This is a genomic window from Mesorhizobium sp. M0217 (genome assembly GCF_040321955.1).
GTDB lineage: Bacteria > Pseudomonadota > Alphaproteobacteria > Rhizobiales > Rhizobiaceae > Mesorhizobium.
The window spans coordinates 380968-406137 of the sequence record NZ_JAMYSN010000002.1 but is presented as its reverse complement, the minus strand read 5'-3'; the positions used below and the strand labels follow the sequence as shown (position 1 = coordinate 406137).

25 protein-coding genes are annotated in these 25170 nt (G+C 62.6%); 14 read left to right on the top strand and 11 right to left on the bottom strand.

What is annotated here, in order from left to right; all coding sequences use genetic code 11:
- Positions 1-127 precede the first annotated feature (127 nt).
- The 13 genes from NKJ18_RS06510 (at position 128) to NKJ18_RS06450 (ending at position 14863) form a co-directional block, all read left to right on the top strand.
- Positions 128-391 carry a hypothetical protein gene (locus NKJ18_RS06510; RefSeq protein WP_023670370.1) on the top strand — a complete coding sequence of 88 codons (264 nt, stop codon included), beginning with the start codon at positions 128-130 and terminating at the stop codon, positions 389-391.
- 207 nt (positions 392-598) lie between these two features.
- On the top strand, positions 599-2032 hold the full coding sequence (locus NKJ18_RS06505) for a UbiA family prenyltransferase (protein ID WP_352757988.1): 1434 nt from the start codon (positions 599-601) through the stop codon (positions 2030-2032).
- A gap of 3 nt (positions 2033-2035) precedes the next feature.
- Positions 2036-3388 carry an FAD-binding oxidoreductase gene (locus tag NKJ18_RS06500; RefSeq protein WP_023739102.1) on the top strand — a complete coding sequence of 451 codons (1353 nt, stop codon included), beginning with the start codon at positions 2036-2038 and terminating at the stop codon, positions 3386-3388.
- Between the two features lie 124 nt (positions 3389-3512).
- Entirely contained in the window at positions 3513-3962 is a 450-nt protein-coding gene (locus tag NKJ18_RS06495) for an EamA family transporter (protein ID WP_352757987.1), read from the top strand.
- Positions 3959-4966 carry an NAD-dependent epimerase/dehydratase family protein gene (locus NKJ18_RS06490; RefSeq protein ID WP_023670374.1) on the top strand — a complete coding sequence of 336 codons (1008 nt, stop codon included), beginning with the start codon at positions 3959-3961 and terminating at the stop codon, positions 4964-4966. The genes NKJ18_RS06495 and NKJ18_RS06490 overlap by 4 nt, the downstream gene beginning before the upstream one ends.
- Positions 4967-5033: 67 nt before the next feature.
- Positions 5034-6464 carry an aspartate aminotransferase family protein gene (locus NKJ18_RS06485; RefSeq protein ID WP_245261312.1) on the top strand — a complete coding sequence of 477 codons (1431 nt, stop codon included), beginning with the start codon at positions 5034-5036 and terminating at the stop codon, positions 6462-6464.
- A 34-nt stretch (positions 6465-6498) separates the two neighbouring features.
- Positions 6499-7734, top strand: coding sequence for a hypothetical protein (locus tag NKJ18_RS06480; protein ID WP_352757986.1), 1236 nt, complete (start codon positions 6499-6501; stop codon positions 7732-7734).
- Positions 7731-8486 carry an FkbM family methyltransferase gene (locus NKJ18_RS06475; RefSeq protein ID WP_023741594.1) on the top strand — a complete coding sequence of 252 codons (756 nt, stop codon included), beginning with the start codon at positions 7731-7733 and terminating at the stop codon, positions 8484-8486. The genes NKJ18_RS06480 and NKJ18_RS06475 overlap by 4 nt, the downstream gene beginning before the upstream one ends.
- A gap of 155 nt (positions 8487-8641) precedes the next feature.
- The gene (locus NKJ18_RS06470) at positions 8642-11203 is read left to right on the top strand and encodes a GcvT family protein (protein WP_023746831.1); all 2562 of its coding nucleotides are present in this window, start codon (positions 8642-8644) and stop codon (positions 11201-11203) included.
- 91 nt (positions 11204-11294) lie between these two features.
- The gene (locus NKJ18_RS06465) at positions 11295-12140 is read left to right on the top strand and encodes a DUF1194 domain-containing protein (RefSeq protein ID WP_023691008.1); all 846 of its coding nucleotides are present in this window, start codon (positions 11295-11297) and stop codon (positions 12138-12140) included.
- 99 nt (positions 12141-12239) lie between these two features.
- A complete protein-coding gene (locus NKJ18_RS06460; RefSeq protein ID WP_023670382.1) occupies positions 12240-13190 on the top strand; it encodes an ABC transporter substrate-binding protein in 951 nt (316 codons plus the stop codon).
- A 105-nt stretch (positions 13191-13295) separates the two neighbouring features.
- A complete protein-coding gene (locus tag NKJ18_RS06455) occupies positions 13296-14069 on the top strand; it encodes an ABC transporter permease (RefSeq protein ID WP_352497857.1) in 774 nt (257 codons plus the stop codon).
- Positions 14066-14863, top strand: a complete 798-nt coding sequence (locus NKJ18_RS06450) for an ABC transporter ATP-binding protein (RefSeq protein WP_023823080.1) — start codon at positions 14066-14068, stop codon at positions 14861-14863. Before NKJ18_RS06455 ends, NKJ18_RS06450 begins: the two co-directional genes overlap by 4 nt.
- 13 nt (positions 14864-14876) lie before the next feature.
- Here the strand turns inward: NKJ18_RS06450 and NKJ18_RS06445 are convergent, their stop codons facing one another.
- The 3 genes from NKJ18_RS06445 to NKJ18_RS06435 all read right to left on the bottom strand — a co-directional run bounded on the left by NKJ18_RS06445 (position 14877) and on the right by NKJ18_RS06435 (position 16848).
- Positions 14877-15815, bottom strand: a complete 939-nt coding sequence (locus tag NKJ18_RS06445) for a GlxA family transcriptional regulator (protein ID WP_348524244.1) — start codon at positions 15813-15815, stop codon at positions 14877-14879.
- 349 nt (positions 15816-16164) lie between these two features.
- On the bottom strand, positions 16165-16299 hold the full coding sequence (locus tag NKJ18_RS06440) for a hypothetical protein (protein ID WP_023681787.1): 135 nt from the start codon (positions 16297-16299) through the stop codon (positions 16165-16167).
- 363 nt (positions 16300-16662) lie between these two features.
- Positions 16663-16848: a hypothetical protein gene (locus NKJ18_RS06435; RefSeq protein ID WP_023681786.1), complete on the bottom strand. Its 186-nt coding sequence runs from the start codon at positions 16846-16848 to the stop codon at positions 16663-16665.
- Between the two features lie 202 nt (positions 16849-17050).
- On the opposite strand from NKJ18_RS06435, the gene NKJ18_RS06430 reads away from it, so the two are divergent.
- A complete protein-coding gene (locus NKJ18_RS06430; protein ID WP_023670389.1) occupies positions 17051-17950 on the top strand; it encodes a LysR substrate-binding domain-containing protein in 900 nt (299 codons plus the stop codon).
- Positions 17951-18075: 125 nt separating this feature from the next.
- Here the strand turns inward: NKJ18_RS06430 and NKJ18_RS06425 are convergent, their stop codons facing one another.
- The 8 genes from NKJ18_RS06425 to NKJ18_RS06390 all read right to left on the bottom strand — a co-directional run bounded on the left by NKJ18_RS06425 (position 18076) and on the right by NKJ18_RS06390 (position 25151).
- Positions 18076-19041: an alpha/beta hydrolase gene (locus NKJ18_RS06425; protein ID WP_352757985.1), complete on the bottom strand. Its 966-nt coding sequence runs from the start codon at positions 19039-19041 to the stop codon at positions 18076-18078.
- A 250-nt stretch (positions 19042-19291) separates the two neighbouring features.
- A complete protein-coding gene (locus NKJ18_RS06420; protein WP_196813564.1) occupies positions 19292-19459 on the bottom strand; it encodes a hypothetical protein in 168 nt (55 codons plus the stop codon).
- A 186-nt stretch (positions 19460-19645) separates the two neighbouring features.
- Positions 19646-21715 carry an ASKHA domain-containing protein gene (locus tag NKJ18_RS06415; protein WP_352757984.1) on the bottom strand — a complete coding sequence of 690 codons (2070 nt, stop codon included), beginning with the start codon at positions 21713-21715 and terminating at the stop codon, positions 19646-19648.
- Positions 21716-21722: 7 nt separating this feature from the next.
- A complete protein-coding gene (locus NKJ18_RS06410) occupies positions 21723-22073 on the bottom strand; it encodes a hypothetical protein (RefSeq protein WP_352757983.1) in 351 nt (116 codons plus the stop codon).
- A 22-nt stretch (positions 22074-22095) separates the two neighbouring features.
- Positions 22096-23076 carry a methyltetrahydrofolate cobalamin methyltransferase gene (locus NKJ18_RS06405; protein WP_023688111.1) on the bottom strand — a complete coding sequence of 327 codons (981 nt, stop codon included), beginning with the start codon at positions 23074-23076 and terminating at the stop codon, positions 22096-22098.
- Between the two features lie 80 nt (positions 23077-23156).
- A complete protein-coding gene (locus NKJ18_RS06400; RefSeq protein ID WP_023681780.1) occupies positions 23157-24248 on the bottom strand; it encodes a methylenetetrahydrofolate reductase in 1092 nt (363 codons plus the stop codon).
- Positions 24245-24856, bottom strand: a complete 612-nt coding sequence (locus tag NKJ18_RS06395) for a methylenetetrahydrofolate reductase C-terminal domain-containing protein (RefSeq protein ID WP_352757982.1) — start codon at positions 24854-24856, stop codon at positions 24245-24247. Before NKJ18_RS06395 ends, NKJ18_RS06400 begins: the two co-directional genes overlap by 4 nt.
- Positions 24849-25151, bottom strand: coding sequence for a virulence factor (locus tag NKJ18_RS06390; RefSeq protein ID WP_352757981.1), 303 nt, complete (start codon positions 25149-25151; stop codon positions 24849-24851). The genes NKJ18_RS06395 and NKJ18_RS06390 overlap by 8 nt, the downstream gene beginning before the upstream one ends.
- Positions 25152-25170: the final 19 nt, after the last annotated feature.

The following is a 25170-nucleotide window of genomic DNA, read 5'->3' as shown; positions in this document are numbered from 1 at the left end:
AACCAATTGCGGCATGAATGCGGCATTCAGTTGCGGTTCAGCTTGCATCTCCTATAAGCTCACATGCAAAGGCGAGAATGCCTTGCGAAATGCAACAGAGGCGGTGTGGAAACACCGATATTGCAAAATGTGGAAGTCGCTCGTCGTCGCCATCGCTCTTACCGCAGCGAGTGGCTCGGCCTTTGCCGCCAGCGCGGTCAACAAGGATGCTGAGACCCGTACGCTGATCGTGACGGAAGGCGGCGGCAAGACGGAGCTGGCGTTGGCCGCCGGCGAAACCGTGGAATTCTGCCCGAACGGCTGTTTCGTCACCTTGCCCAATGGTGACCTCGAGGCCCTGACCGGCTCGGAAACGGTGGAAATCTCGGGTGGCGTTGCCCGCATCAAGTAAAGTCGGCAAGCAGCTCTTGCAGAGGCCGGGCAATGCCCGGCCTTTTCTCGTCTACGGCAACGGTTGCTTAACGATGACGAGGGAAATACCCCGGCGCATATCCGTTGCAACCAGACGTTTTAACGTTCGTTGCGCCGTTGCTCGCTATGCCGGATACCAAGCCGCCGAAACGTGGCGCGACGGGTTTTTGAGCTGGGCAGGAAAGATATGGATGCGCGGTCGGACAAGAACGCAATCCCGCTTGCGGTCGACCTCGACGGCACGCTGATTGCGACCGATCTTCTTTGGGAAGGCCTGTTCATCCTGCTCAAGAAGAATCCGCTCTATGTTTTCCTGGTTCCGTTCTGGCTGGCCGCCGGCCCGGCGCGGCTGAAACAAGCGATTGCCGACCGCATCGACATCGATCCGGCCTCGCTGCCCTATCGCGAAGCGCTGCTGCAGCGGCTGCGCGCCGACCATAGCGACGGACGCAAGATCGTGCTGGCGACCGGTACGCCACGCAAGTTCGCCGAGACGATCGCCGCGCATCTGGGCGTCTTCGACTATGTGCTGGCGACCGACGGTCCCCACAACATGACCTCGGGCCGCAAGCGCGACGCGCTCATCGCCGCCTATGGCGACGGCGGTTTCGACTATGCCGGCAACAGCCGGCACGACCTCAAGGTTTTCGGAGCCGCACGCAACGCCATCGTCGTGGCGCCCGACCGCCATGCGAAGCGCTGGCAGGCCGCGCATAGCGCCGAAAGGATGCCGGCGCCGAAAAGGACATTGAAGACATTCGTCAAGATGCTGCGGGTGCATCAGTGGCTGAAGAATTCGCTGATCGCGGTGCCGATGGTGCTGTCGCATGAATACTTCAACATCAACATGATCTGGCAATGCCTGCTGGCGTTCGTCTCCTTCAGCGCCGTGGCTTCCGCCATCTACATTCTCAACGATTTCTTCGACCTTGCGCTCGACCGCAAGCATCCGACCAAACGCAACCGGCCTTTCGCCAGCGGCGCTTTGTCGATCCCGTTCGGTCTCGGCGCGATGGCGGTGCTGCTGGCGATCGGCATTGCCGCCGGGCTTCTGTTGCCGATCGAGTTCCTGGGCGTGCTCGCCGGCTATCTGGTGGTGACCACAGCCTATTCGCTGTCGTTCAAGCGCATGCTCCTGGCCGACGTACTGACGCTGGCCGGGCTCTACACAGTGCGTGTGCTGGCAGGTGCTGCGGCGACCGGGGTCGAAGTCTCGTTCTGGCTGCTCGCCTTCTCGATTTTCTTCTTCCTGTCGCTGGCGCTGGTGAAGCGCTATGTCGAACTGCGCACCACAGCCATTCCGGTGGGCGAGCGCATTGCCGGTCGCGGCTACCGCATCGAAGATCAGGAGATCGTCGCCCAGGCGGGCATGGCGTCGGCCTTCTCCTCGGCGCTGGTGCTGGCGCTCTACATGGACAGCGTCTCCGTGCGCGAACTCTATCCGCATCCCTGGCTGGTCTGGCCGCTGGCGCCGATCGTGCTGTATTTGACCATGCGGGTCTGGATCCTGGCGCGCCGCAACGAGATGAATGATGATCCGGTCATCTTCATCATTCGCGACTGGCGAAGCCAGATCGTCGTGGTGATCGGCGCCGCCCTTCTGGTCGCGGGAGGCTGGTAGGGCATGGCCGGCGAACGGTACCGGAGTTTTGGCCTCGCCACGCCGGCCGCAAAGCGAGCCATCGCGGCCGACGATGCCATCGCGCTGATGCGAAGCGGCAAGGCGACAAAGAACGCTCTGCTCGCCTATGGCAATGGCCGCTCCTACGGTGATTCCTGCCAGAACGAGCCAGGTGCGGTCGTGGACATGCGGCCGCTGAACCGCATCGGCGCCTTCAATGCCGAGACCGGCCTGCTCGAGGCGGAGGCCGGCGTGTTCCTCTCCGATATCATTGCGCACACTGCACCTTACGGCTTCTTTCCGACTGTGGTCCCAGGCACCCAGTTCGTCACCCTTGGCGGCGCGATCGCCAATGACGTCCATGGCAAGAACCATCACCGGCGCGGCACTTTCGGCTGCCATGTCGAGTCTCTCACCCTGTTGCGCTCGGACGGGCGGACCTACACCTGCTCGGCAACCGACAATGCAAGGCTGTTCGCGGCGACGATCGGCGGCATGGGGCTGACCGGCCTGATCCTGTCGGCCTCGATCCGGCTGATGCGGGTGCATTCGCTCGACATCGCCGAGAAGGTAACGCGGTTTGCCGATCTTGGCGAATTCTTCGAACTGGCCGAGGCCGCCGACCAGGCCAATGAATATGCCGTCGCCTGGATCGACCAGCTTGCCGGTGGCCATGGCCGCGGGCGCGGCCTGTTGTTGACCGGCAATCATGCCGAGTACGGTTCGCATGCGGCGTCTCGCGCCGGCTCCCGTTTTTCAGTGCCGTTCCAGCCGCCGTTCAATGTGCTCAACCGGCCGTTCCTCACCGCCTTCAACGCCGCCTATCGGTGGAAGAAGGGGCGCTCGCCGGGGCCGAGCCAAACCGGCTACCAGGGCTTTTTCTTTCCGCTTGATGGTGTCGGCGACTGGAATCGGCTGTATGGCCCGAAAGGTCTCTACCAGCACCAGAGCGTGGTGCCGGAAAATGTCGCGCGTCAGACCGTGCCGGCGCTGCTCGAGGCGGCGCGACGGGCCGGGCAGGGCTCTTTCCTCACCGTGTTGAAGCGCTTCGGCTCGATCCGCTCGCCGGGGCTGCTGTCCTTTCCGCGGCCAGGCTTCACGTTGACGCTGGATTTCCCCAATCGCGGCGACAGGACGCTGGCCCTGCTCAGCGAACTCGACCGCATCACGGTCGCGGCCGGCGGCGCGGTCAACCCGTACAAGGATGCGCGCATGGGCGCTGATACTTTCGCGGCCTCCTTCCCGAATTGGCAGCGGCTTGAAGCGCTGCGCGACCCGGCGTTCGTGTCCAGTTTCTGGCTGCGGACGGCGAAAAAGCTCAACGTCCGGCCAGGGCGTGTCGAGGCAGCTGAATAGGTACAATCCGAATAGGTCATAGTGAATAGATCGTAAGTTTCGTGGTTTACTCAAAGCATTGTCGTGACTTCACGAAATGTTTGCAGGTTCGTAATAGGACCGTTGCGAGTGGCGGGTGCAAAATATGAAATATATCGTCTTCATTCTGTTCACGGCCATGACCAATGCCGCCGCGCAGCTGATGCTGAAGCAAGGCATGATGTCGCTCGGGCCGATTTCGTTCGAAGGCACCAATCCGCTGTTGAGGCTGTTGCAGGTCGTTTTCAGCCCATGGGTGTTTCTCGGCCTGTGCACCTTCGTCATCTCGATGGCTTCGCATCTCTATGTGCTGTCCAAGGTCGAGCTCAGCTTTGCGTATCCGTTCCTCAGCCTTGCCTATGTCGCGGTTGCGATCTTCGCCTATTTCATCTTCCGCGAGGACCTCAATGCCTGGCGCATTGCCGGCATCGCCTTCATCTGCGTCGGCACCGTGCTGATCGCGCAAAGCGGTCGAGACTTGGGCGGGCGCGGGCATGACGACCAAACCGCTTCCATCATCCCCGACAAGATCCAGACAAACGAGATCGTTCGATGAGACATGTTATTTTCGGCGGCGACGGCTTCGTCGGCCGTCATCTTGCCCCGAAGCTTGTGGCCGATGGTGAAGAGGTTGTCGTTGCCGACATCGTCAAGAGCGACCTGACGCACTATCGCAACGTTCGCTTCGTCACCTGCGATGTCACGGATACGGCCTCGGTGGCCAACATCGGATTGAAGGCCGACGACATGATCTACAACCTGTCGGCCAAAATGCTGTCGCCGATCCAGGTGCGGGCCAAGCGTCACGACTTCTTCTTTCCGGTGAATTTCCATGGCACCGAACACATCATGCAGGCGATGGACAAGGCCGGCGCGTCCAAGCTCGTCCACTACACCACCGACATGATCTACGGCCATACGGTCACCCAGCCGATGACCGAGGAACATCCGGTCGCGCCGCTCGGCGAATATGGATGGTCGAAGCAGAAGACCGAGGAACTCGCCGCGCAATGGCGCAAGCGCGGCATGTCGATCTCGCTGTTTCGCCCGCGTCTGATCATCGGTCCCGGCCGGCTCGGGATCCTGGAAAAGCTGTTCAAACTGATCGACTGGAATTTTCCTGTGCCGATGATCGGCTCGGGCAAGAACCCCTATCAGTTCATCTCGGTGTTCGATTGCGCGGAAGCTGCCCGCTCGGCCTGGAAGGCAGGCGTGCCCAACCAGGCTTATAATCTGGGCTCCCTCAATCCGCCGCCGGTGAAGAAATTGCTGGGCGACCTGATCAAGCATGCCGGCTCGAAATCGCTGCTGATCCCGACGCCGGGCTGGGCGGTCAAGCGCACCCTCGACCTGCTCGATCTCATGAACATGCCGATCATGGATCCCGAACAATATCTGATCGCCGATGAGGAGTGCGTGCTCGACGTATCCAAGGCCGAGCGCCAGCTCGGCTGGGTGCCGCAATATCGCGACGAGGACATGCTGATCGCCGCCTACAGCGAATACCGCGCCAAGAAAGACGGGCTTGCCGTCACCGCCAATCATGTCCCCGCCGAATAAGTGGGACGACCAGGAGAACTCCGAAATGACCGTCATGGCCAAGCCTGAGCAGACGAACGCGCGCACCATGGTCGGCGCGCCGGCGTTGTCGCCTACCGCCATCGCCAAGCCCGACCTGATCAGCGTCGAGCAGGCGAAGGCGATGGATGTCGCGCGCATGACCGACCTGTTCAAGGCGCATCTCAATCCGGGCCAGCTGCATTTCATGAAGCTGCTCGGCTTCCACAAGATCAAGATCGAGCGTGCCGAAGGCATGTTCTACATCGACCAGAACGGCCGCAAGATTCTCGACTTCTTCGGCGGCTTCGGTTCGCTGGCCTTCGGCCACAACCATCCGCGCATCCTGGAGGCCAGGCGCAAATTCCAGGAGGAGAAGCGCCAGGAAATCGCCATCGCCTTCATGTCGCAATATGCATCGGCGCTGGCGCACAACATCGCCAAATGCTCGCCCGGCGATCTCGACATGGTATTTCTGGGCTCGTCGGGTTCGGAAGCGATGGAAGCGGCGGTCAAGCTCGCCGAGCGCGCCGCCGGGCCGAAGCGGCCGAAGGTCGTCTATGCCGAGAATTCCTTCCACGGCAAGACCAAGGGCGTGCTCGGCATCACCGACGGCCAGCTCTACCGCGCGGACTTCAAGATGGCTGAGAACACCGTGCGCATTCCGTTCGCCGATATCGAAGCGGTCGAGCGGCTGTTCCGCTCCGACCCGGAGGTCGGCGTCATCGTACTCGAGACCATCCAGGGCGGCGGCGGCATCATCCAGGCAGAGGCGCAATACTGGCAGAAATTGCGCGCGCTCTGCGACCACTATGGGGTGCTGTGGGTGGCGGATGAAGTGCAGTGCGGCTATGGCCGGTCCGGCCGCTTCTACGCCTTCGAACATTATGGCGTCGTGCCCGATGTGACGGCGCTGGCCAAGTCGCTCGGCGCAGGCAAGGCGGCGGTCGGCGCGATGGTCGCCCGGCGCGAGGTCTATATGAAGGCCTATGGCACGCCGAAGACGGCGATGATCCATGCCATGGCCACCTTTGGCGGCATGGGCGAGGCCTGCGTCACCGCGATCGAGGGCATCAACGTGCTCTATGATGAGGGGCTGATCGACAACGCCGCCACTGCCGGCGACTATCTGCTGCAGCGCCTGCAGGCGCTGAAGGAGAAGTACCCTAAGATCATCAAGGACGTGCGCGGCAAAGGCTTTATGATCGGGCTCGAGTTCCACGACTTCTCGCAGACCTTGCCGATGGTGCTACGTCCGATCGTCAGCGTCCTCGACGACAAGCTGAAGGGCTCGCTGTCGGGCTTCGTCGGCGCGCTGTTGTTGCGCGACTATGACGTGCTCGTCGCCTTCACCGAATACAACCGCAACGTCATCCGTCTCGAGCCACCGCTGATCTGCCAGCGCGAGCATGTCGACCGTTTCGTCGATGCTTTCGACAGCCTGCTGTCGCGCGGCATCGTGGGAATCGTCAAGGATTTCGTCAAAAGCCAAGTCCGTTAAAAGAAGTCCGTTGAGCGAAGTCCTGAGTCCGACAATGCTGAGCAAGTCTCCCGCCCCGCAAAACACACTCGACCGGCTGACTGCGGCCGCTCTCGCGTGGGGCGAGGGGACTTATGCGCGATGGGCGGCTCCGGTCGGCGCGATCGCGTTTTCGCTCTATATCCTGCTGACGGCGTTCATGGCCTTGACGATGCCCGACGCCAATTGGGACATGCTGCCCTATCTCGCCATCGCCGAGGAGGGCGCTTATCCCGATGCGCAGGCATTGCATGACTATGCCTACAGCACGGTCCAGGCCGGCGTGTCGGCCGGCGACTACAAGACGCTGACCGACGATGGTGGCGGTTTCCGCAGCCATATGGCGCAAAATGCCGCCGACTTTCACTCGCTGCTTGGCATGTACCGGATCAAGTTCCTCTACGCCGAGATTCTTTCGACGATGAGTTCGGTGATGTCGCCTGTCGAGGCGATGCGGGTGCTGCAGGTGGTCTCGGTGCTGCTGTTCGGGATGATCACGCTGCTGTGGCTGCGAACCGAAGGCGCGTTGGCGCTGGCGCCTGTGGTCGGCGCGGTGCTGATCATGGCCGATTTCGGCGATGCCGCACGCGCCTCGACCCCGGATCTGTTGTGCTCGGCGCTGTTCCTCGGCGGGCTGCTTGCCTATGTGCGCGGCCGCGAGGCAGCGACCGCTGTCCTGCTTTTCCTGGCCTTCATGGCGCGGCCGGACAACATCGTGTTCCTGGCCATTTTCGCCGTGCTGCTGCTGGTCTTCCGGCAGCGGGCGTGGGGCGCGCTGGCCGGCTTTGCCGCGTCCTTCGTCGCCTATTTCGCGATTTCGCACTGGGCCCAGCATCCCGGCTGGTGGCCGCATCTGTGGTTCTCCAGCATCGAGCAGCACTACAATATGGATGGCTTCGAGCCGCCGTTCTCGGTTGGCGCCTATCTCAAGGCGTTTGCCGCATCCTTCATTCGCGCTATCAGCATCAACAGCTGGGTCGGGGTCTCGGTTCTGGCGCTGGCCGCGTGGTTTGCGCTCGGCCGCGCCGGCTTCCGGCTCGATCGCCGCGCCGGCATCCTGCTTGCAGCACTGGTGCTCGGCGTGCTGGCGAAATTCACCGTCTTTCCGATCCACGACACCCGCATCTACTTCCCGAACCTTCTGCCGCCCTACCTTTTGCTCGTCGGCCCGATCATGGCGCTGTGGGCGTCGGCAAGCCTGAATGGAAGGCGGCCCATCGCCTTGCAGGCCATACCTGGAGATAAGCCATGAGTTCCATTTCCGGCCTGGCGCGCATCGCCCTTTCGCTCGGCCTGCCCGCTGGTCTGCTGGATCGCGGGCCGGCGTTGCGCGGCACGAAATTCCTGGCCAAGGCTGCACTGAAGGCGCGGTTCAGCAGCGGGCAACCCTTCCAGATGGTCAATGTCGGCGCTTGCGACGGCGCGCTGTTCGACGACGTCACGCCGTGGCTGCACCGCATTCCGCGGGCGCGGGCCGTGCTGGTCGAGCCGATCCCGCACAATCAGAAGCGGTTGCGCGCCAACTATCCCGACACGGAACGCTTCGTCATCGAGCCGGTCGCGGTGACAAAAATCAAAGGCACGATCACCGTCCACACTTTCGATGCCGCGGCACTCGAGGCCGGCACGCTGCCGATCGAGTTCATCGGCTGCTCGTCGGTCACCGACACCAATCTGATGTCGGGCAAGAATGCCTGGGGCGAGGCCGACGTAAATTTCAACAAGTTCGCGCCGCACCTGAGGGATATCGAGGTGCCGTCGGACACGCTGCAGACGCTGCTCGACCGCAACGGCATCACGCATATCGACGCCTTCCTGGTCGATTGCGAAGGCGCCGACTGGATCGTCTTCGAACAGCTCGATCTCAAGCGCTATCGTCCGGGCATGATCAAGGTCGAGGTCGGCGCGCTGCCGGCCGCCGAAATCGGCCAGGTCGTGGTCAAGCTGAAGACATCAGGCTATCAGGTCGGCTTCCAGGCCGAGGACATCTGGGCCTTCGCCTGAGATAGATCGCCACTGGCGGCACGCCGGCGCGCCGGGTCGCGTCGCATCCGCGACGTGTCGCAAACAGGCGGTAGCTGCATCCACGTCCTCTGCATATTGTGCGCCATTCGAACGGGCGCGGACGCGCCCGCTTTATCCCCTTGGAGTCGCGGGCAATGGCAGAGTTTCCGAAACAGGCGAAGGTCGTCATCGTCGGCCTGGGTGGCATTGTCGGCGCGTCGATCGCGCATCATCTGATCGAGCGCGGCTGGACCGACATTGTCGGCATCGACAAGTCGGGCATCCCGACCGATATCGGCTCGACCGCGCATGCCTCGGACTTCTGCTACACCACGAGCCATGATTTCCTGTCGTGCTGGACGACGCTCTACTCGATCGATTTCTACGAAAAGATGGGCCATTACGCCCGCATCGGCGGTCTCGAAGTGGCGCGCGTCGGCGACGACAGCCGCATGGACGAGATCAAGCGCAAGATCGCCTCGGCCAAATCCTTCGGCACCCGCGCCCGGCTGATCGAACCGGCCGAGATCAAGGAAAAATTCCCGCTGATCGAAGAGTCCATGGTGCAGGGCGGCCTGTGGGATCCGGACGCCGGCCTGGTCATCCCGCGCTCGCAGACTGTCGCCGGCAAGCTGGTCGACCAGGCGGAAGCGTCGGGCAAGTTGAAGTCCTTCGCCAACACGCCGGCCAAATCTCTCATCGTCGAGGAGGGCCGCATCAAGGGCGTCGTCACCGACCGCGGCACGATCATGGCCGATTATGTCATCGTCTGCGCCGGCATCTGGGGCCGGCTGATCGCCGAGATGGTCGGCGAAGACCTGCCGGTCATGCCGATCGATCATCCGCTGACGTTCTTCGGTCCCTACAATGAGTTTGCCGGCACGGGCAATGAGATCGGCTGGCCGCTGCTGCGCGACCAGGGTAATTCGGCCTATATGCGCGACACCGGCGACCCCAGGACCGCCGAAGGCGGCCAGATCGAATGGGGTTACTACGAAGAGACCAATCCGCGTCTTTGCCATCCGCGCGATTTGCTGGAAAAGGATCAGGCGCGGCTGTCGCCGTCGCAGCGCGATCTCGACATGGAGCAGATCCTGGCGCCGCTGGAGCGCGCCATGGAACTGACGCCGATCCTGGGCGAACTCGGCTACAACGAAAGCCATTCCTTCAACGGCCTGTTGCAGGTGACCGCCGATGGCGGCCCGTCCATGGGCGAGAGCCAGAAGGTGAGGGGCCTCTGGTACGCCGTCGCCATCTGGGTCAAGGACGGCCCCGGCATGGGCAAGCTGATCGCCGACTGGATGACGGACGGCCGCACGGAAATCGACCATCACGCCATCGACTATGCGCGCTTCTATCCGCACCAGACGAAAGAGCAGTTCATCTGGGATCGCTGCACCGAGACGGCGATGAAGGTCTACAATCCGGCGGTGCATCCGCGCGAGCCGTTCTCCAAAGGCCGCAACATCCGCCGCTCGCCATTCTGGGAGCGCGAGAAGGAGCTTGGCGGTTACTTCATGGAGCTGGGCGGTTGGGAGCGCGCGCATGGCTATGCCGCCAACGAGCATCTGCTGGAGAAGTATGGCAACCGGGTTCCCATACGTGAGAACGAGTGGGACAATCGCCATTTCTGGCGGGTGTCCAATGCCGAGCACCTGGCGATGAGCGAGGATTGCGGCATCGTCAACCTCTCGCATTTCTCGATGTACGACATCGAAGGGCCGGACCATGTCGCGCTGCTGGAGTGGCTGTGCGCGGCCAAGATTGGTGGCGACAACAATATCGGCAAGGGTATCTACACCCACTTCCTCGACGAGGAAGGCATGGTGCGCGCCGACTTCACCGTCATCCGCATGGCCGACCGCTGCCGTCTGATCGACGGCGCCGACGCCGGTCCGCGCGACTTCCGCTACATGCAGCGCACCGCGCAGGACAAAGGCTTTGACGTCACCATCACCGACGTGACGGAAAAATACGTCACCATCGGCATCTGGGGACCGAACGCGCGGGCGACGCTGCAGAAAGTGGTCGAAAATCCGGATGGTCTCTCGCTCGAGAACTTCCCGTTCGCGGCGATCAAGCCGGTCAGGATCGGCGGCAAGGACGTCACCGCCTTCCGCATCTCTTATGTCGGCGAGCAGGGCTGGGAACTGCACATGCGCTACGAGGACGGCCTGGCCGTTTGGGACGCGCTGCGCTCGACCGGCGTCATGCCGTTCGGCGTCGAGACCTATGCCAACACGCGGCGCATGGAAAAGAGCCTGCGCCTGCAGAACGCCGACCTTCTGACCGAGTACAATCTGCTTGAGGCCGACCTTGCCCGACCGAAGGTCAAGGAGAACGATTTCTGCGGCAAGGCCAAACATGTCGAATACCGCGCCCGCGAGCACCAGCCGGCGATCCTGTGCACGCTGGTGATGACCGAGAACGTCGATGCGAAAGGCGTTGCCCGCTATCCCGTCGGCACCATGCCGGTGATGGATCCGAAGACCGGCGAGACGCTGGTCGACGAACTCGGCCGCCGGTCTTTCACCACGTCGATGGCCTATGGCCCGACCATCGGCAAGAACATCGGCCTCGCCTATCTGCCCTGGGCCCATGCCCAGGAAGGCCGCAAGTTCGCCATCGAATATTTCGGCGAGACCTACCCGGTCGAGGTGGCTGCCGTCGGCTACAAGCCGCTCTACGATCCGGAGAATTTGAAACCGCGGAGTTGAGCGTCATAGGTTCCAACCAACACATCGAAAAGCCCGGCACCTCGCCGGGCTTTTTGCTTTGTCAGCAGCCGGTTTTCGCTTACCTTCGGGTATGTCTGCTTTTTCTTGCGCACGACATTTCCTTTCAGGCAGCGCCGCGCTGGCGCTGGGGCTCTGGCTTGTGCCGCCGGTTCAAGCCGCCGAGCCGGTCGACGTCGAGCTGGTGCTGGCCGTCGACGTGTCGCTGTCGATGTCGCCGGGCGAACTTGAAATCCAGCGTCACGGCTATGCTGCTGCGCTGACGCACGACAATGTTCTGCAGGCCATCGCCGACGGCGCCTATGGCAAGGTCGCCGTCACCTATGTCGAATGGGCCGGAGCGACCACGCAGCAGGTCGTCGTGCCGTGGACGGTGATCGCCAGCCGGGCCGATGCCGAGCGGGTGGCCGCGCAGCTTTCCGCCCATCCGCCGGCCAGCGCCCGGCGCACCTCGATTTCCGGCGCGCTGGAATTCGGCAGCGATCTGTTCGCCGAAAGCGGTTTTCAGGGGACAAAGCGCGTCATCGATATTTCCGGCGACGGGCCCAACAACCAGGGCGCGCCCGTCGACATCACCCGCGACGCGGTGGTCAAGCAAGGCATCATCATCAACGGCCTGCCGCTGATGACGCGCGGCGGGTTCGGCGGCGCCTATGACGTCAACAATCTCGACCGCTACTACAGCGACTGCGTCATCGGCGGTCCCGGATCCTTCATGATCCCGGTCAATGACTGGACGCAGTTTCCCGAAGCCATCCGCCGCAAGCTGGTGCTGGAGCTGGCCGGCGCCGCTTCGCCGCAACGGGCGCGCGAGGAGGCCGGGCATCCGCCGGTGGTGCTGGCGCAGGACCGGCCGACCGACTGCCAGGTCGGCGAAAAGATGTGGCGCGACCGCAGCTGGATGTTCGATGCGCGTTAGCGTGCGCATCATCACGCTGCCGTGAAGGGCCGGTTTCATTGACAAGCCCATGGGCGTCTGTGACACAATTCGGCATCCGAAAAAACAAGGGGAACCGACATGAACAAGACCATCGTCGCTGCCGCGGTATTGGCGCTTGCGGCTGCAATATCCGTGCCGGCCGAGGCTGCCACATCGGTCACCATCGGCATCAGCGGATGGACCGGCTTTGCGCCGCTGACGCTCGCAAAGCAGGCCGGCATCTTCGAGAAGCATGGCCTCGACGTGACCCTGAAGAAGGTGCCGCAGGCCAGCCGGCCGCTCGCCATCGCCAGCGGCGATCTGCAATGCGCCGCCACCACGGTCGAGACCTGGCTGGTGTGGAACGCCAGCGGCGTCACCACCAAGCAGATCTTCCAGCTCGACAAATCCTATGGCGCCGACGGCATTGTCGTGCGCAACGACATCAAGACCGTCGCCGACCTCAAGGGCAAGAATGTCGCGTCCTCGGCGCCGGGCACGTCGCCCTATTTCATGCTGGCCTGGGTGCTGAACAAGAACGGCCTGTCGACCAAGGATGTGACCGTCGTCAACCTGGAACCGGATGCGGCGGCGCAAGCCTTCCTCGCCGGCCAGAACGATGCGGCGGTCACCTATGAGCCGTTCATCTCGGCGGTGCGCGACAAGTCCGATCAGGGCCACATATTGGCGACCACGCTCGACTACCCGATGGTGCTCGACACGGTCGGCTGCACGCCTGAATTCCTCACCGCCAACCCCGACGCCGCCAAGGCGTTGGCCGACAGCTATTTCGAAGCGCTCGACCTGATCAAGAGCGATCCGCAGAGATCCTACGAGATCATGGGCGCCGACGTGAAGCAGTCTGCGAAAGAATTCGAGGATTCGGCGAAATACCTGAAATGGGCCGACAAGGCGGAGAACAAGCAATTCTTCACCAAGGAATTCCAGGACTTTTCCAAGACCGCCGGCGAGCTTCTGCTGCAGATGGGGTTGATCAAGGAAGCGCCAGATGTTGCAGCGCTTGCCGATACCAGCGCGGTGGCGAACTGATAGTCCGGCCTTTGACCATCATGCGGCGGTGCCAGCGCGCCGCCGCTTTCTACCGGGCAACGCGACTGAGCATGGGGACGATCTGACGATGCGGACGATCTGAAGATGCGCCCCTTGCATCCGGTGTCGCCGGGCATTCGAACCGTGCTTGGCATTTCCTTCTTCGTGCTGTTCGTCGCCTTCTGGGCGTGGATCACGCTTGGCGGCCACGTCAACCGCATCTTCCTCGCCGATCCGCTGTCAATGCTGCGGGATGGCTGGCGGCTGCTGGTCGAGGATCGCTTCTGGCTCGACATATTGATCACCATCTGGCGGGTCTTCGGCGGGTTCCTGCTGGCGTCGATCGTCGCCGTGCCGATCGGCATCGCCATGGGCGCCTGGAAGCCAATAGAGGCGTTTCTGGAACCGTTCGTCTCCTTCGCCCGCTACCTCCCGGCTTCGGCCTTCATTCCGCTGCTCATCCTGTGGGCCGGCATTGGCGAGCTGGAAAAGCTGCTGGTCATCTTCGTCGGCTCGGTGTTCCAGATCATCCTGATCGTCGCGGTCAAGGTCGGCGCGACGCGGCGCGACCTGGTCGAGGCGGCCTATACGCTGGGCTCGACCAACAATGGCATCGTCAAACGGGTCATCATGCCGGCCAATGCGCCCGAGATTGCCGAGACGCTGCGGCTGGTGCTCGGCTGGGCCTGGACCTATGTCATCGTCGCCGAGCTGATCGGTTCGTCCTCAGGCATCGGCTACATGATCATCAACAGCCAATCGCGGCTGGCGACAGGGCAGATCATCTTCGGCATCATCGTCATCGGGCTGATCGGATTGTTGTCCGACTTCGCCTTCAAGGCGTTCAATCGCTGGCTCTTCCCCTGGAGCCTGGCATGAGCAAGTTGCTTATCGAAGGCGTCTCGCGAACCTTCGCCGGCGTGCGTGGCGGGCAGCCGGTCAAGGCGCTGATGCCGGTCGACCTTGCGGTCGCCGCCAACGACTTCATCACCATTCTGGGGCCGTCCGGCTGCGGAAAGTCGACGCTGCTCAGGATCGTTGCCGGACTGGAAGGGCCGAGCGAAGGCCGTGTGCTGCTCGACGGCAAGGCGGTGACGCGGCCGGGACCGGATCGCGGCATGGTGTTCCAGTCCTACACGCTGTTTCCCTGGCTGACGGTGGCGCAGAATATCGCCTTCGGCCTGCGCGAACGCGGCATGGCCGAAAAGGAGCGAGACGGGATCGTCGCTTCCTATGTCGACCTCGTCGGGCTCAAGGGCTTCGAGAACCATTGGCCAAAGCAGCTGTCCGGCGGCATGCAGCAGCGCACGGCGATCGCCCGGGCGCTGGCCAACGACCCCGAAATCCTGTTGCTGGACGAGCCGTTCGGTGCGCTCGACAACCAGACCCGTGGGCTGATGCAGGAGCTGCTGCTCGGCATCTGGGAACGGCGCAAGAAGACGGTGCTGTTCGTCACCCACGACATCGAGGAGGCGATCTTCATGGCCTCGCGGGTGATCGTGATGAGCGCGCGGCCAGGCCGCATCAAGTCGGATGTCGCCATCGACCTGCCGCATCCACGCCACTACACGCTGAAGACCAGCCCGGAGTTCTCAGGCCTGAAGGCGCGGCTGACCGAGGATATCCGCGTCGAGGCGATGCGCACAGTACAGGCGCAGCCCGCCGAAGCCTGAGTGCGTTTTCGGATCAGGCCGCCAGCAATTGCTTGCGGTCGACGCGCTCCTGCTGCGGCGAGCGGGCATAGAGCTCGCGGTAGCATTTGGAGAAATGCGACGCCGAGACGAAGCCGCAGGCGACCGCCACTTCGACCACCGGCATCGACGACTGGATCAAAAGGTGTCGCGCGCGGTCGAGGCGGATTTCCAGGTAGTAGCGGGCAGGGGACCTGCCCATCTCGGTGCGGAACAGCCGCTCGATCTGGCGGCGCGACAGGTCGACGTGGTCGGCGATTTCGATCAGCGACAGCGGCTCGGAGAGGTTGCCTTCCATCAGTTCGATGATGGTCAGCACCTTGGAATTCTGCACGCCGAGGCGGGCGCGCAGCGGCAGGCGCTGGCGGTCGGTGGGGCTGCGCACGCGGTCGGTCAGCACCTGCTCGCACACGCGGTTGACCAGATTGTCGTCGAAATCGTCGCCGATCAGCTTGAGCATCATGTCGAGGGCGGCGGTGCCGCCGGCGCAGGTGTAGATGTTCTGGTCGATCTCGAAGAGGTCGGCAAAGACGTTGGCCTTGGGAAAGGCCTCGGAAAAGCCCGGCAGGTTTTCCCAATGGATGGCGCAGCGCTTGTTGGAGAGCAGGCCGGCGGCGGCAAGGATATGCGCGCCGGTGCACAGGCCGCCGACGGCGACGCCTCTGTTGTATTCCTCGCGCAGCCAGGCGAAGGCCGACCTATTCTGGTAGCGCTCGACATTCATGCCGCTGCAGACGATGGCCATGTTCGGCCGATCCGGCCCGGCCATTTTCTTGCGCTCTTCCTCGAGCGAGGTGTTGACGGCGCATTCGACGCCGTTGGAGGCGCGCACCGGCTTGCCGTCGATGCTGGCGAGGCGCCAGCGATAGGCCTCATAGCCGAGCATGCGGTTGGCCGAGCGCAGCGGGTCGAGCGCCGTCGCAAAGGCGATCATGGTGAAGTCCGGGACAAGGAAGAATACAAACGATCGCTTGATCGGATGCTTTACGGCGTTCAAGGGAACCTCACGCGGCCATGGCGCGAACAGGATGTCGCGAACAGCACAGCGACATCAGGAAAAACCATTCCTGTCAATTGGCTAGGGGGCTAAGCGGAAACTATATTTGCGACATGGGTCGCAAATGAGCAATCGTCCGGGATGACAGGCACGGGCTGCCGACGGATTGGGCATGGTGGCGGCGGCATAGGTGCCAAAAATGAGAAACGCCGCTTCGGTCAAGCCGAAGCGGCGCTGATATCGACTATCGGCAGCGGCAGGGAAGCGCTGAGCGCTAGCCGTTATCTCAGGCAACGAAACCGAGGCGCACCGCATTCATGGCACCGGTCTGGCCGGGCATGGTATTGGCAAGGCGCTGGCGCTCGAGAGCGGTCGTCAGGTTCATTTCGCGGCGGGCAAAGAGGCGGGCAAAAAGCTTCATCATCATCTCCTATCGGTTGCTCAGACGGGTCGCCTTCGCTTGATGGAGTGGGGCAGCTCGTTTGCTGACGGTGATATAGGCCTGCGTGGGCAGAAACTAAATCGCAAATGCGAAGCGCTTGAATGGAAATGCGACATCGTTTGCGACATTATTGGGCATGGTGCCCAAAATTTACGATTACTTACAGTGTGTTACCGGCGACATTGAGGCGCCATGCAAGTGACGCATATGCGCCATGCAGCGGCGACACGGCTCTGAAAATCATTTGAGTGCAAATAAGTTGGAGAAAGCCTGCAGGGCGAATAGAGAAGGCCTGCCGGGCTGGTCTGCGCGGCAGGCCTTCAGCACAAGGTACACAATGGTTTACTTTGCTCCAGCCCAGGATCCGACGCCGTGGCGTGCACCGGTCTTGGTGTCGGCAGCTTCAGGCCAGCCGATATCCTTCTGCAGTTCGATCGGTAGCGAGCGGATCGCACGTTCGGTCTGGAAGCGGGCGCGGGCCGCGCTCAATTCGGTCGCAAGCCGACCGATGGATGACAGGATAGACATTTCATTCTCCTTTGGTTGTGGCACGTCCCGCATGAACGCGTTCCGTCGCCTGGATATTCCGCATCGAGTGCAATTCCGTGTCAGGAGCGTTGGAGCCATGGCACGTCCTGCCTTCGATGGAGTTGACTATCCTCCCAATCTGATGTTCAATCAAACGAAATGGAATGATGCTTCACATCAGAAAAATTGAAGGTCGATCCCGATGAACGCCCCACTCAATCATCCGCTGCCGCTGCTCGATCTCGACGTTTTGCGCACCTTCGTGGCCATTGCAGAGACCGGCAGTTTCACCACGGCGGCCAATGCGGTGTTCCGCACGCCGTCGGCGGTCTCCATGCAGATCAAGAAGCTCGAGGACATTCTCGGGCGCTCTGTTTTCGCGCGGGATGCGCGCTCGGTGACGCTGACCACGGATGGCGAGATGCTGCTCGGTTATGCCCGCCGGCTGTTGTCGATCAACCGCGAGGTGGTGTCGAAGTTCATCATCCCCGAGATCGTCGGCGTGGTGCGGCTCGGCTCGCCGGACGACTATGGCGAGCGCGTGTTGCCGCATGTGCTGAAGCGTTTCGCGCAGTCGCATCCGTCGATTGCCGTCGACGTCACCATCGACCAGAGCAGCAATCTGCGCCGCCGCATGGACGACCGGGCGCTCGACATCACGCTGCTGACCAATTCCTACAAGACCAGCGCACTCGGCGCCGAGGTGCTGCTCACCGAGCCGATCGTCTGGGCCGGCGCCAAGGGCGGCAGCGCGCATCTGCGCGAGCCTTTGCCGGTGTCGCTGTGGGAAGAGGGCTGCGCCTGGCGGGCCGGCGCGCTCGATGCGCTGAGCCGTGAAGGCCGCAATTACCGCATCGCCTATATGAGCGCCCACACGGCCGGCCAGCGCGCCGCCATCATGTCGGATCTCGCGGTTGCACCGTTGCCGAAATCGTTCCTGGGCAACGACATGGTCGAGCTTTGCCCGAAGGACGGCATGCCCGATATCGGCACCTACAATCTGGCGATGGTGGTGTCGCCGGACGCCAGCGCGCCGGTCAAGGCCGTCGCCGACCATATCCGTGCGACGTTCGAGCTTTTCCGCGAAACCGGCAAGTTCTAGAGCGGTTCACCGTTTCACGGAAACGGCGAGCCGCTCTAACTCCTGGTTTTGACGCAATTCCCAACGGAAAGCGCTACACGCTTTTCCCGGGAAAACCGTTTTACACTTTTCCTGGAATTGCTCTGCTATTCCGCTGCTTGGGCGGGGCGCGCCGCGAGAGCGGGTCGCGCCGTGCGCCGCGCAGTTGCGTGCCGCCTGGTGGGCTCACCTTCAAGGAAGGCGACGATGCTGTCCCTGGCGCGACGCGCCTCCGGCATCTCGATCAGCGGCCAGACGTGGAACATGCCTTCCTCGTAGACGACCTGGACGTCGACGCCGGCAGCGCGCGCCTTTTTGGCGAAGATCAGATTGTCGGGGCTGAGCAGGTCGTGCGAGCCGGTCAGAAGCAGGGTCTGCGGCAGCACCGAGAGGTCGCCATAGAGCGGGCTGATGTGCCAGTCGCTGCGATCGATGCCGGCACTGTACATGCGGATCGCTTCCAGCCCGCCGGAAATGCCGAGCCACGGATCGTTGCGTTCCGCCTCGAACACTTCGGGGTTGGACAGTGACATGTCGAGGCCGGGTGAAATCAGCACGTGGCGCGACGGCAAGGGCAGGCCTTCCTCAGCCGCCATCATGGTCAGCACGACGGCCATGTTGCCGCCCGCGGAATCGCCCATGAAGACGATGTCTTCAGCGTCGGTCTCATCCAGCATCTGCCGGTAGACGTCGCCGACCATGCCGAACATGGCGTGGAAATCATGCTCCGGCGCGATGGGATAGATCGGCACGGTGATGCCGAAACCCAAGCGCTCGGCCATCTCGGCGATCAACCCCCAATGATAGGATGTGATGTGGAAGACATAGGCGCCGCCATGCATGTAGAGGATGCGCCTGCGTTCGCCCGCCTTCGGCGCGATCTCGTAGACGGGAAAGCCATCGACGCTGCGCTCGGTGATATCGAGCCGCTCCCGCAGCAATGCCGGGGGATGATGATCCTCGGTCTTGCGGGCATAGGCGATCCAGCGCTGCAGGTTTTCCGGGCTGGCAAATGCCTTCTTGCGGCTGTGCCGGAGGATGAAGGAAACGAGGTGGCTTTTGAAACTGGGCATTCGAATACACAAGCTCGGCAGCAGCCGACTAAGAGAATTCCCCACTATCGCGAAGATCGTACCTCCAGCCGAAATGTCAAGATTCTGGCCCAAGCCAACACGGTTGTTTGATCAGCCACGTCCGCGGCTCTGGGCAGCGCGGCTCAGCGCCGGGGCAGCAGCGCGGCGCGAAGCTTGATGTCGGTCGCAGCCGGGACCATGCGGCGGCCCCGGCGTTTAGTCAGCAATTTGCACTTGTCGGCGAAGGTCATCAACGGCCCGAGCCCAGGATCAGACGCGACAGGTTGGTCTGGGCGTCGATGCGCGGCGACACGGGCCAGCCGATGTCCTTCTGGATCTCGGGTGGCAGGTTGTTCATGGCGCGCACGGCCTGTGCATTCTTCATGGCCGCACGAAAACGGCCGAGGGTCTCGAACATCTCTATTCTCCTTTGGAGCGTTGTGGCGGCGGAATAGTCCGGTCCGCCATTCGATGTCCGTTAAATGCTTCACGTCTGTATCGGACGTATTGCGCCAAAACAGCGTTTCGGTTTCCAGATCGGTGCGATCTGGAAACATTTGCATACAAATGAAATTGGTCGAATTGGCGGCCTTCGTAAGGCGGCTTATTCCCGGCTGCGCCTGGCGGCATGGCCTTCACGCGAACGCCGTCGCGGGGCGGCGTCGCCGGCGACGCCATCCTCGCTGACGGTCTTGCGTGGCGGCAATTTCACCGCCGCCAACAGTTTCGGGAACGGATCGACCTTGTTGGGAAGCGCCATGGCGTAGACGAAATGCTCCTGGAATTTCGGCTCCAGTGCGGTCTCGATCTTCTCGATGTGGCTGACGGTATCCTCGATTTCGCGGCGATAGCCGCGATTGAGCAGGGCCATGCGCGCACCGGCGCCGGCGGCGTTGCCGACGGCCGAGACCTTGTCGAGGTCGCAATCCGGGATCAGGCCGAGCACCATGGCGTATTTCGGATCGATGAAGGAACCGAAGGCGCCGGCGAAATGGATGCGGTCGACGTGCTCGGTGTTCTGCTTTTCCATCAGAAGCTTGGTGCCGGCATAGAGCGCCGCCTTGGCAAGCTGGATGGCGCGCACGTCGGTCTGCGTGATGGTGATCTTGGGTTCGCCTTCCTTCAAGACATAAGAGAAGGTGCGGCCGTTGACCGTGACGCGCGGCGAGCGCTCGGCCAGCGACCCGTCGATCACTCCATCCTCGGAGATGATGCCGGCGAGGTACATTTCGGCCACGATCTCGATGATGCCGGAGCCGCAGATGCCGGTGACGCCGGTCGCCTGCACGCTATCGACGAAGCCGGGATCGTCGGACCAGAGTTCAGAGCCGATGACGCGGTATTTCGGCTCCAGCGTATCGGGGTCGATGCGCACGCGCTCGATTGCGCCGGGGGCGGCGCGTTGGCCGCCGGAGATTTCGGCGCCCTCGAAGGCGGGACCGGTGGGCGAGGAGGCTGCGACCACCCGCTTGCGGTTGCCAAGCACGATCTCGGCATTGGTGCCGACGTCGACGATCAGCATCATCTCGTCCTGGCGATGCGGGCCTTCCGACAGCGTCACCGCCGCCGCATCGGCGCCGACATGGCCGGCAATACAGGGCAGCATATAGAGGCGGGCGCCCTGGTTGAGCTTCAGGCCGATATCGGAGGCCTTGATGCGCACCGCGCCCGAGACGGCGAGCGCGAAGGGCGCGCCGCCGAGTTCGGTCGGATCGATGCCGAGGAACAGATGGTGCATGATCGGATTGCCGACAAAGACGGAATCCAGGATGTCGTTGCGCTGGACATTGCCTTCCGCGCAGACCTTGTCGACAAGGCCCGAGATCGCCTCGCGCACGGCGACCGTCATGCCTTCGCGGCCGTCCGGGTTCATCATCACATAGGAGACGCGGCTCATCAGATCCTCGCCGAAGCGGATCTGCGGGTTGGAGGTGCCCGACGAGGCGGCGACGCGGCCCGACAGCAACGACACCAGATGCATGGCGATGGTGGTCGAGCCGATGTCGCAGGCCAGTCCATAGGCCTCGTTCTTGAGGCCGGGCCAGAGTGCTATGACGCGGGCGATGTCGCTTTCGGCATCCTTGTGGATGGCCGCGGTCGCGGTCCAGTTACCCTTGCGCAGTATGCCTTGCACCTGCGGCATCAGGTAGAAGTCGAATTCGAGGTTTTTAAAGCCCCAATCCTTCATCAAGGCGATCTTGAGGCGGTCGAGATCGCCCAGCGGCTTGTGCATGTCGGGCTCTTCGATCTCGACATAGCACATGCGGATTGCCGCATCGCGGGCGATGACGCGCGTGTCGGCATCCTTGCGGATGGTCTGGGCGTTGATGACCGTGTCCTGCGGCACGTCGATGACGAGGTCGCCGAGAATCTGCGCCGAGCAGGACAGGCGGCGCCGCTCGGGCAGGCCGCGGACGCGCTCGTAGCGCTCTTCCTTGGCGCCCTTGGGCGAGATGTGGTCGTTGGACGAGACGATCTTGTGCTTGGCGAAATTGCCTTCCTGCACCTCGATCTGGCAGCGCCCACAGGTGGCGCGGCCGCCGCAGACGCTTTCGACATAGACACCGAGCTGGCGCGCGGCGTCGAGCACCGGCGTGCCGACAGGAAACCGCCCGCGCTTGCCTGACGGCATGAACAGCACGAGCGGATCGGTAATGTTTGCAGGCGAGTTCATATTTTCATTACTCGACTAAGCCGGCACTGGGAAAAGATTTCCCATATGCGAGGCTTGCCAGATAGGAAGCGATGAGCGGCAGCGGATACCATCGCAGCCAAAACATGGAGAAATTGTCCAGTCTTTGCCGGTCCAATGTCCTTGCGGGAATTGCCCCGAGCAGAAGTGGAAATGCGATCAGGACAAACATTAGCAAGGCAGTGGCGTAGATACACAGAACAAAATACCGGAGGTATTCATGACTCAGATAGCCGAAGGCATAGGACCCGGCCAAAAGCATAAATACGCTGCAAAAAGCCACTCGCAGAATTACCTGCCAGTTCGGCATTTCAGGCCTTGTGCGGTCTTGATCTGTCAAGAAAACCGTGTCCTGTCTCGCTCTATCCCCTGGCCATGCGGGCTTCACGGCCGCCGCGACGGCGACCGCCATTGCCATTGCCGCCGCCTTCGCCCGGAGCGTTAACCGCGGTGGGCGCTGCGACCGCCTGGCCGCCTTCGGCCGGCTTGTAGTCCTTGTAGGTCCTGATCCAGTTGGTGCAGTTCTCGTCGGTGCCGTTGAGCACATTGGCGCCGCGCACGGCTTCCATTTCCTGCGGCCGAACCGGGTTCATGATAGCGCTAGTCATGCCGGCGCCGATCACCATCGGGATGAAGGCGGCGTTGATGCCGTGGCGATGCGGCAGGCCGAACGAAATGTTGGACAGGCCGCAGGTGGTGTTGACCTTGAGCTCTTCGCGCAGACGGCGCAGCAGCGCAAACACCTGGCGGCCGGCATCGCCCAGCGCGCCGATCGGCATCACCAGCGGGTCGACGACGACGTCATGCGCGGGAATGCCGAAATCGGCGCAGCGCTGCACGATCTTCTTGGCGACGGCGAAGCGCACATCCGGGTCCATCGAAATGCCGGTCTCGTCGTTGGAGATCGCGACGACCGGAACATTGTACTTCTTGACCAGCGGCAGGATGGCTTCGAGCTTTTCCTCTTCGCCGGTCACGGAGTTGACCAGCGGCCGGCCCTTGGCGACCTTGAGCGCTGCCTCGATGGCGGCGGTCACCGACGAGTCGATCGACAGCGGCAGGTCGACCAGGCCCTGGACGATCTCCAGCGTCTGCACCAGCAGGCCGGGTTCGGTTTCGTTCGGATTAACGGAGGTGACGCCGGCATTGACGTCGAGCATCGTGGCGCCGCAGGCGGCCTGTTCCAGCGCATCCTTGATGACGGTCTCGAAATTGCCGGCGATCATCTCGGCGGCCAGCTTCTTGCGGCCGGTCGGGTTGATGCGCTCGCCGATGACGCAGAAAGGCTGGTCGAAGCCGATGATGATCTCTCGTGTCGCCGAGGCGACGATGGTCCGGGTCATGAAGTCTCTCCGCCTGATATAAAGATTTCTTTATATCGTTGTCTGGTTTCATTCAAGCGAATGGCTGGCCGTCCGCGCTGTCAGTGCGCGGTCTTCACCATATCCACCTGCGTTTCGGTAATGTCGTCGTGGAGTATGCTCTCGAGCCGGTCGGCGACCATCTGATCGTCGTGGCGGATCTCACGTTTCCATGGCTGGCGGCCTTTCAGCACACCCGATTCATCGACGATCTCGGCGACATATTCCTCCTGGCGATAGGCCATCACATGGATGCCGGAGACACCAGGAATTTCCTTCACCTCGTTGATGATGTCGGTGCAGAGCTGCTTGCCTTCCTTCTTCTGGTCCTGGGCGCCTTCCAGCCGCTTGATGATGGCATCGGGAATATGAATGCCCGGCACGTTGGAGCGGATCCATTTGGCCGTCTTGGCCGAAGCCAGCGGGCCGACGCCGCACAGGATGAAAACTTTTTCCGTATGCCCCAAGTCCCGCGCCCTCTGCATGAAGGTTCTGAACATCGGCACGTCGAAGCAATACTGCGTCTGCACGAACTGCGCGCCGGCGGCGATCTTTTTGCCGAGATGGATCGGGCGGAAATCGAAGGGTGGCGCGAAGGGGTTGACGGCGGCGCCGAGGAAAATTTGCGGCGGCGTCGTCAACTTGCGGCCGGACAGAAACTTGCCGTTGTCGCGCATGATGCGGCAGGTTTCCAGCAACGACATGGAATCGAGGTCGAAGACAGGCTTGGCGCCGGGCTGGTCGCCGGCCTGGACGCCGTCGCCGGTGAGGCACAGCATGTTGGCGACCCCCATGGCGGCACCGCCCAGCACGTCGCCCTGGATGGCGATGCGGTTCCTGTCGCGGCAGGCGATCTGCATGATCGGCGCGTAGCCCATGCGGGTGAGCAGCGCGCAAATGCCGACCGACGACATGTGGCAGTTGGCGCCGGAGGCATCGACGGCATTGATGGCGTCGACCCAGCCGTCGAAGATTTTCGCGCGGTTATAGACGTCTTCGGGATCGGCGCTGTCGGGCGGGTTGAGCTCGGTGGTGACCGCGAATTCGCCGCGCCGCAGCACACGCTCCAGCCGGCCACGCGAGGAGTGGCCGGGCAGCGGATCGAGCGGCAGATGGATGCCGGCCGGGTTTTCATCGCGCTGGCGGCCGATCACGCGGCCGCTCCAGTGTTGGCTTTGGCCGCTGCTTCACGGGCCGCTGCCGACTGGGCCGTCACCCGCAGCCAGGCCGAGGTTTCGCGCAGCGACTGGTCGACCGGCTTCTGCACGGTCAGGATCCTGTCGCCATGCTCCATGTTCCGCGAGCCTTCCCAGGCCTTAACCCAGACGCAAGGCATATCGGGCTCGACCTCGCAATTGCCGTTGGCGCGCACACCGCCGCAAGGGCCGTTGCGCAGCTGCTTGGGGCAGTTCATCGGGCACGACATGCCGGTCGAGGACAGGATGCACTGGCCGCACATGCGGCAGTCGAACATGAAGCCCTTGACGCGCCTTTCGACAAACTTGATCGGCGCCTCGACGCGCCCATAGCCGAGGCCTTTCCAAAGCGGATGAAGAAGCAGGAACATGTCGGCGAACCTGGAGTAGAACCATTCGAGCAATCGCGAATGGCGGATCGACCACAGCCTGATCGCAAACGAGCGCTGCACGCGCCGCTGCGGCGATACGTCGGCCGGCTTGTAGTCGGATTTCGGCGCTGCCTTCTTGACCTGCGTGGCCTGGGTCACCGCCGGGCCCCCTTTGCCGGGAGTCGTGTCAGACATTTTCTTTCCCGCCCGCCTTGACCAGAGCGACCAGCCGCTCGCGGTCGTATTTCGCGTCGATCTCGCTGAATGCCTTCTCGACCTCGGCTTCGAGGTCGTCGCCAACCGGGATCGGATCGGCCTTGCGCCATTCGGCGAGGTAATCGTCGGTGCCGCCGGCGCCGGTGCGCATGGCGCACATATCGATCGCCTCGGTGAAGCGCAGCGGCAGTTCGCGCTTGGCGTTCTGCCGGCCCTTCTTGACGATGACCTGGGCGGGGATGTCGCGCCAATAGACGACGATCAGATCGGCCATGAATTCTCTCACTCCCTGT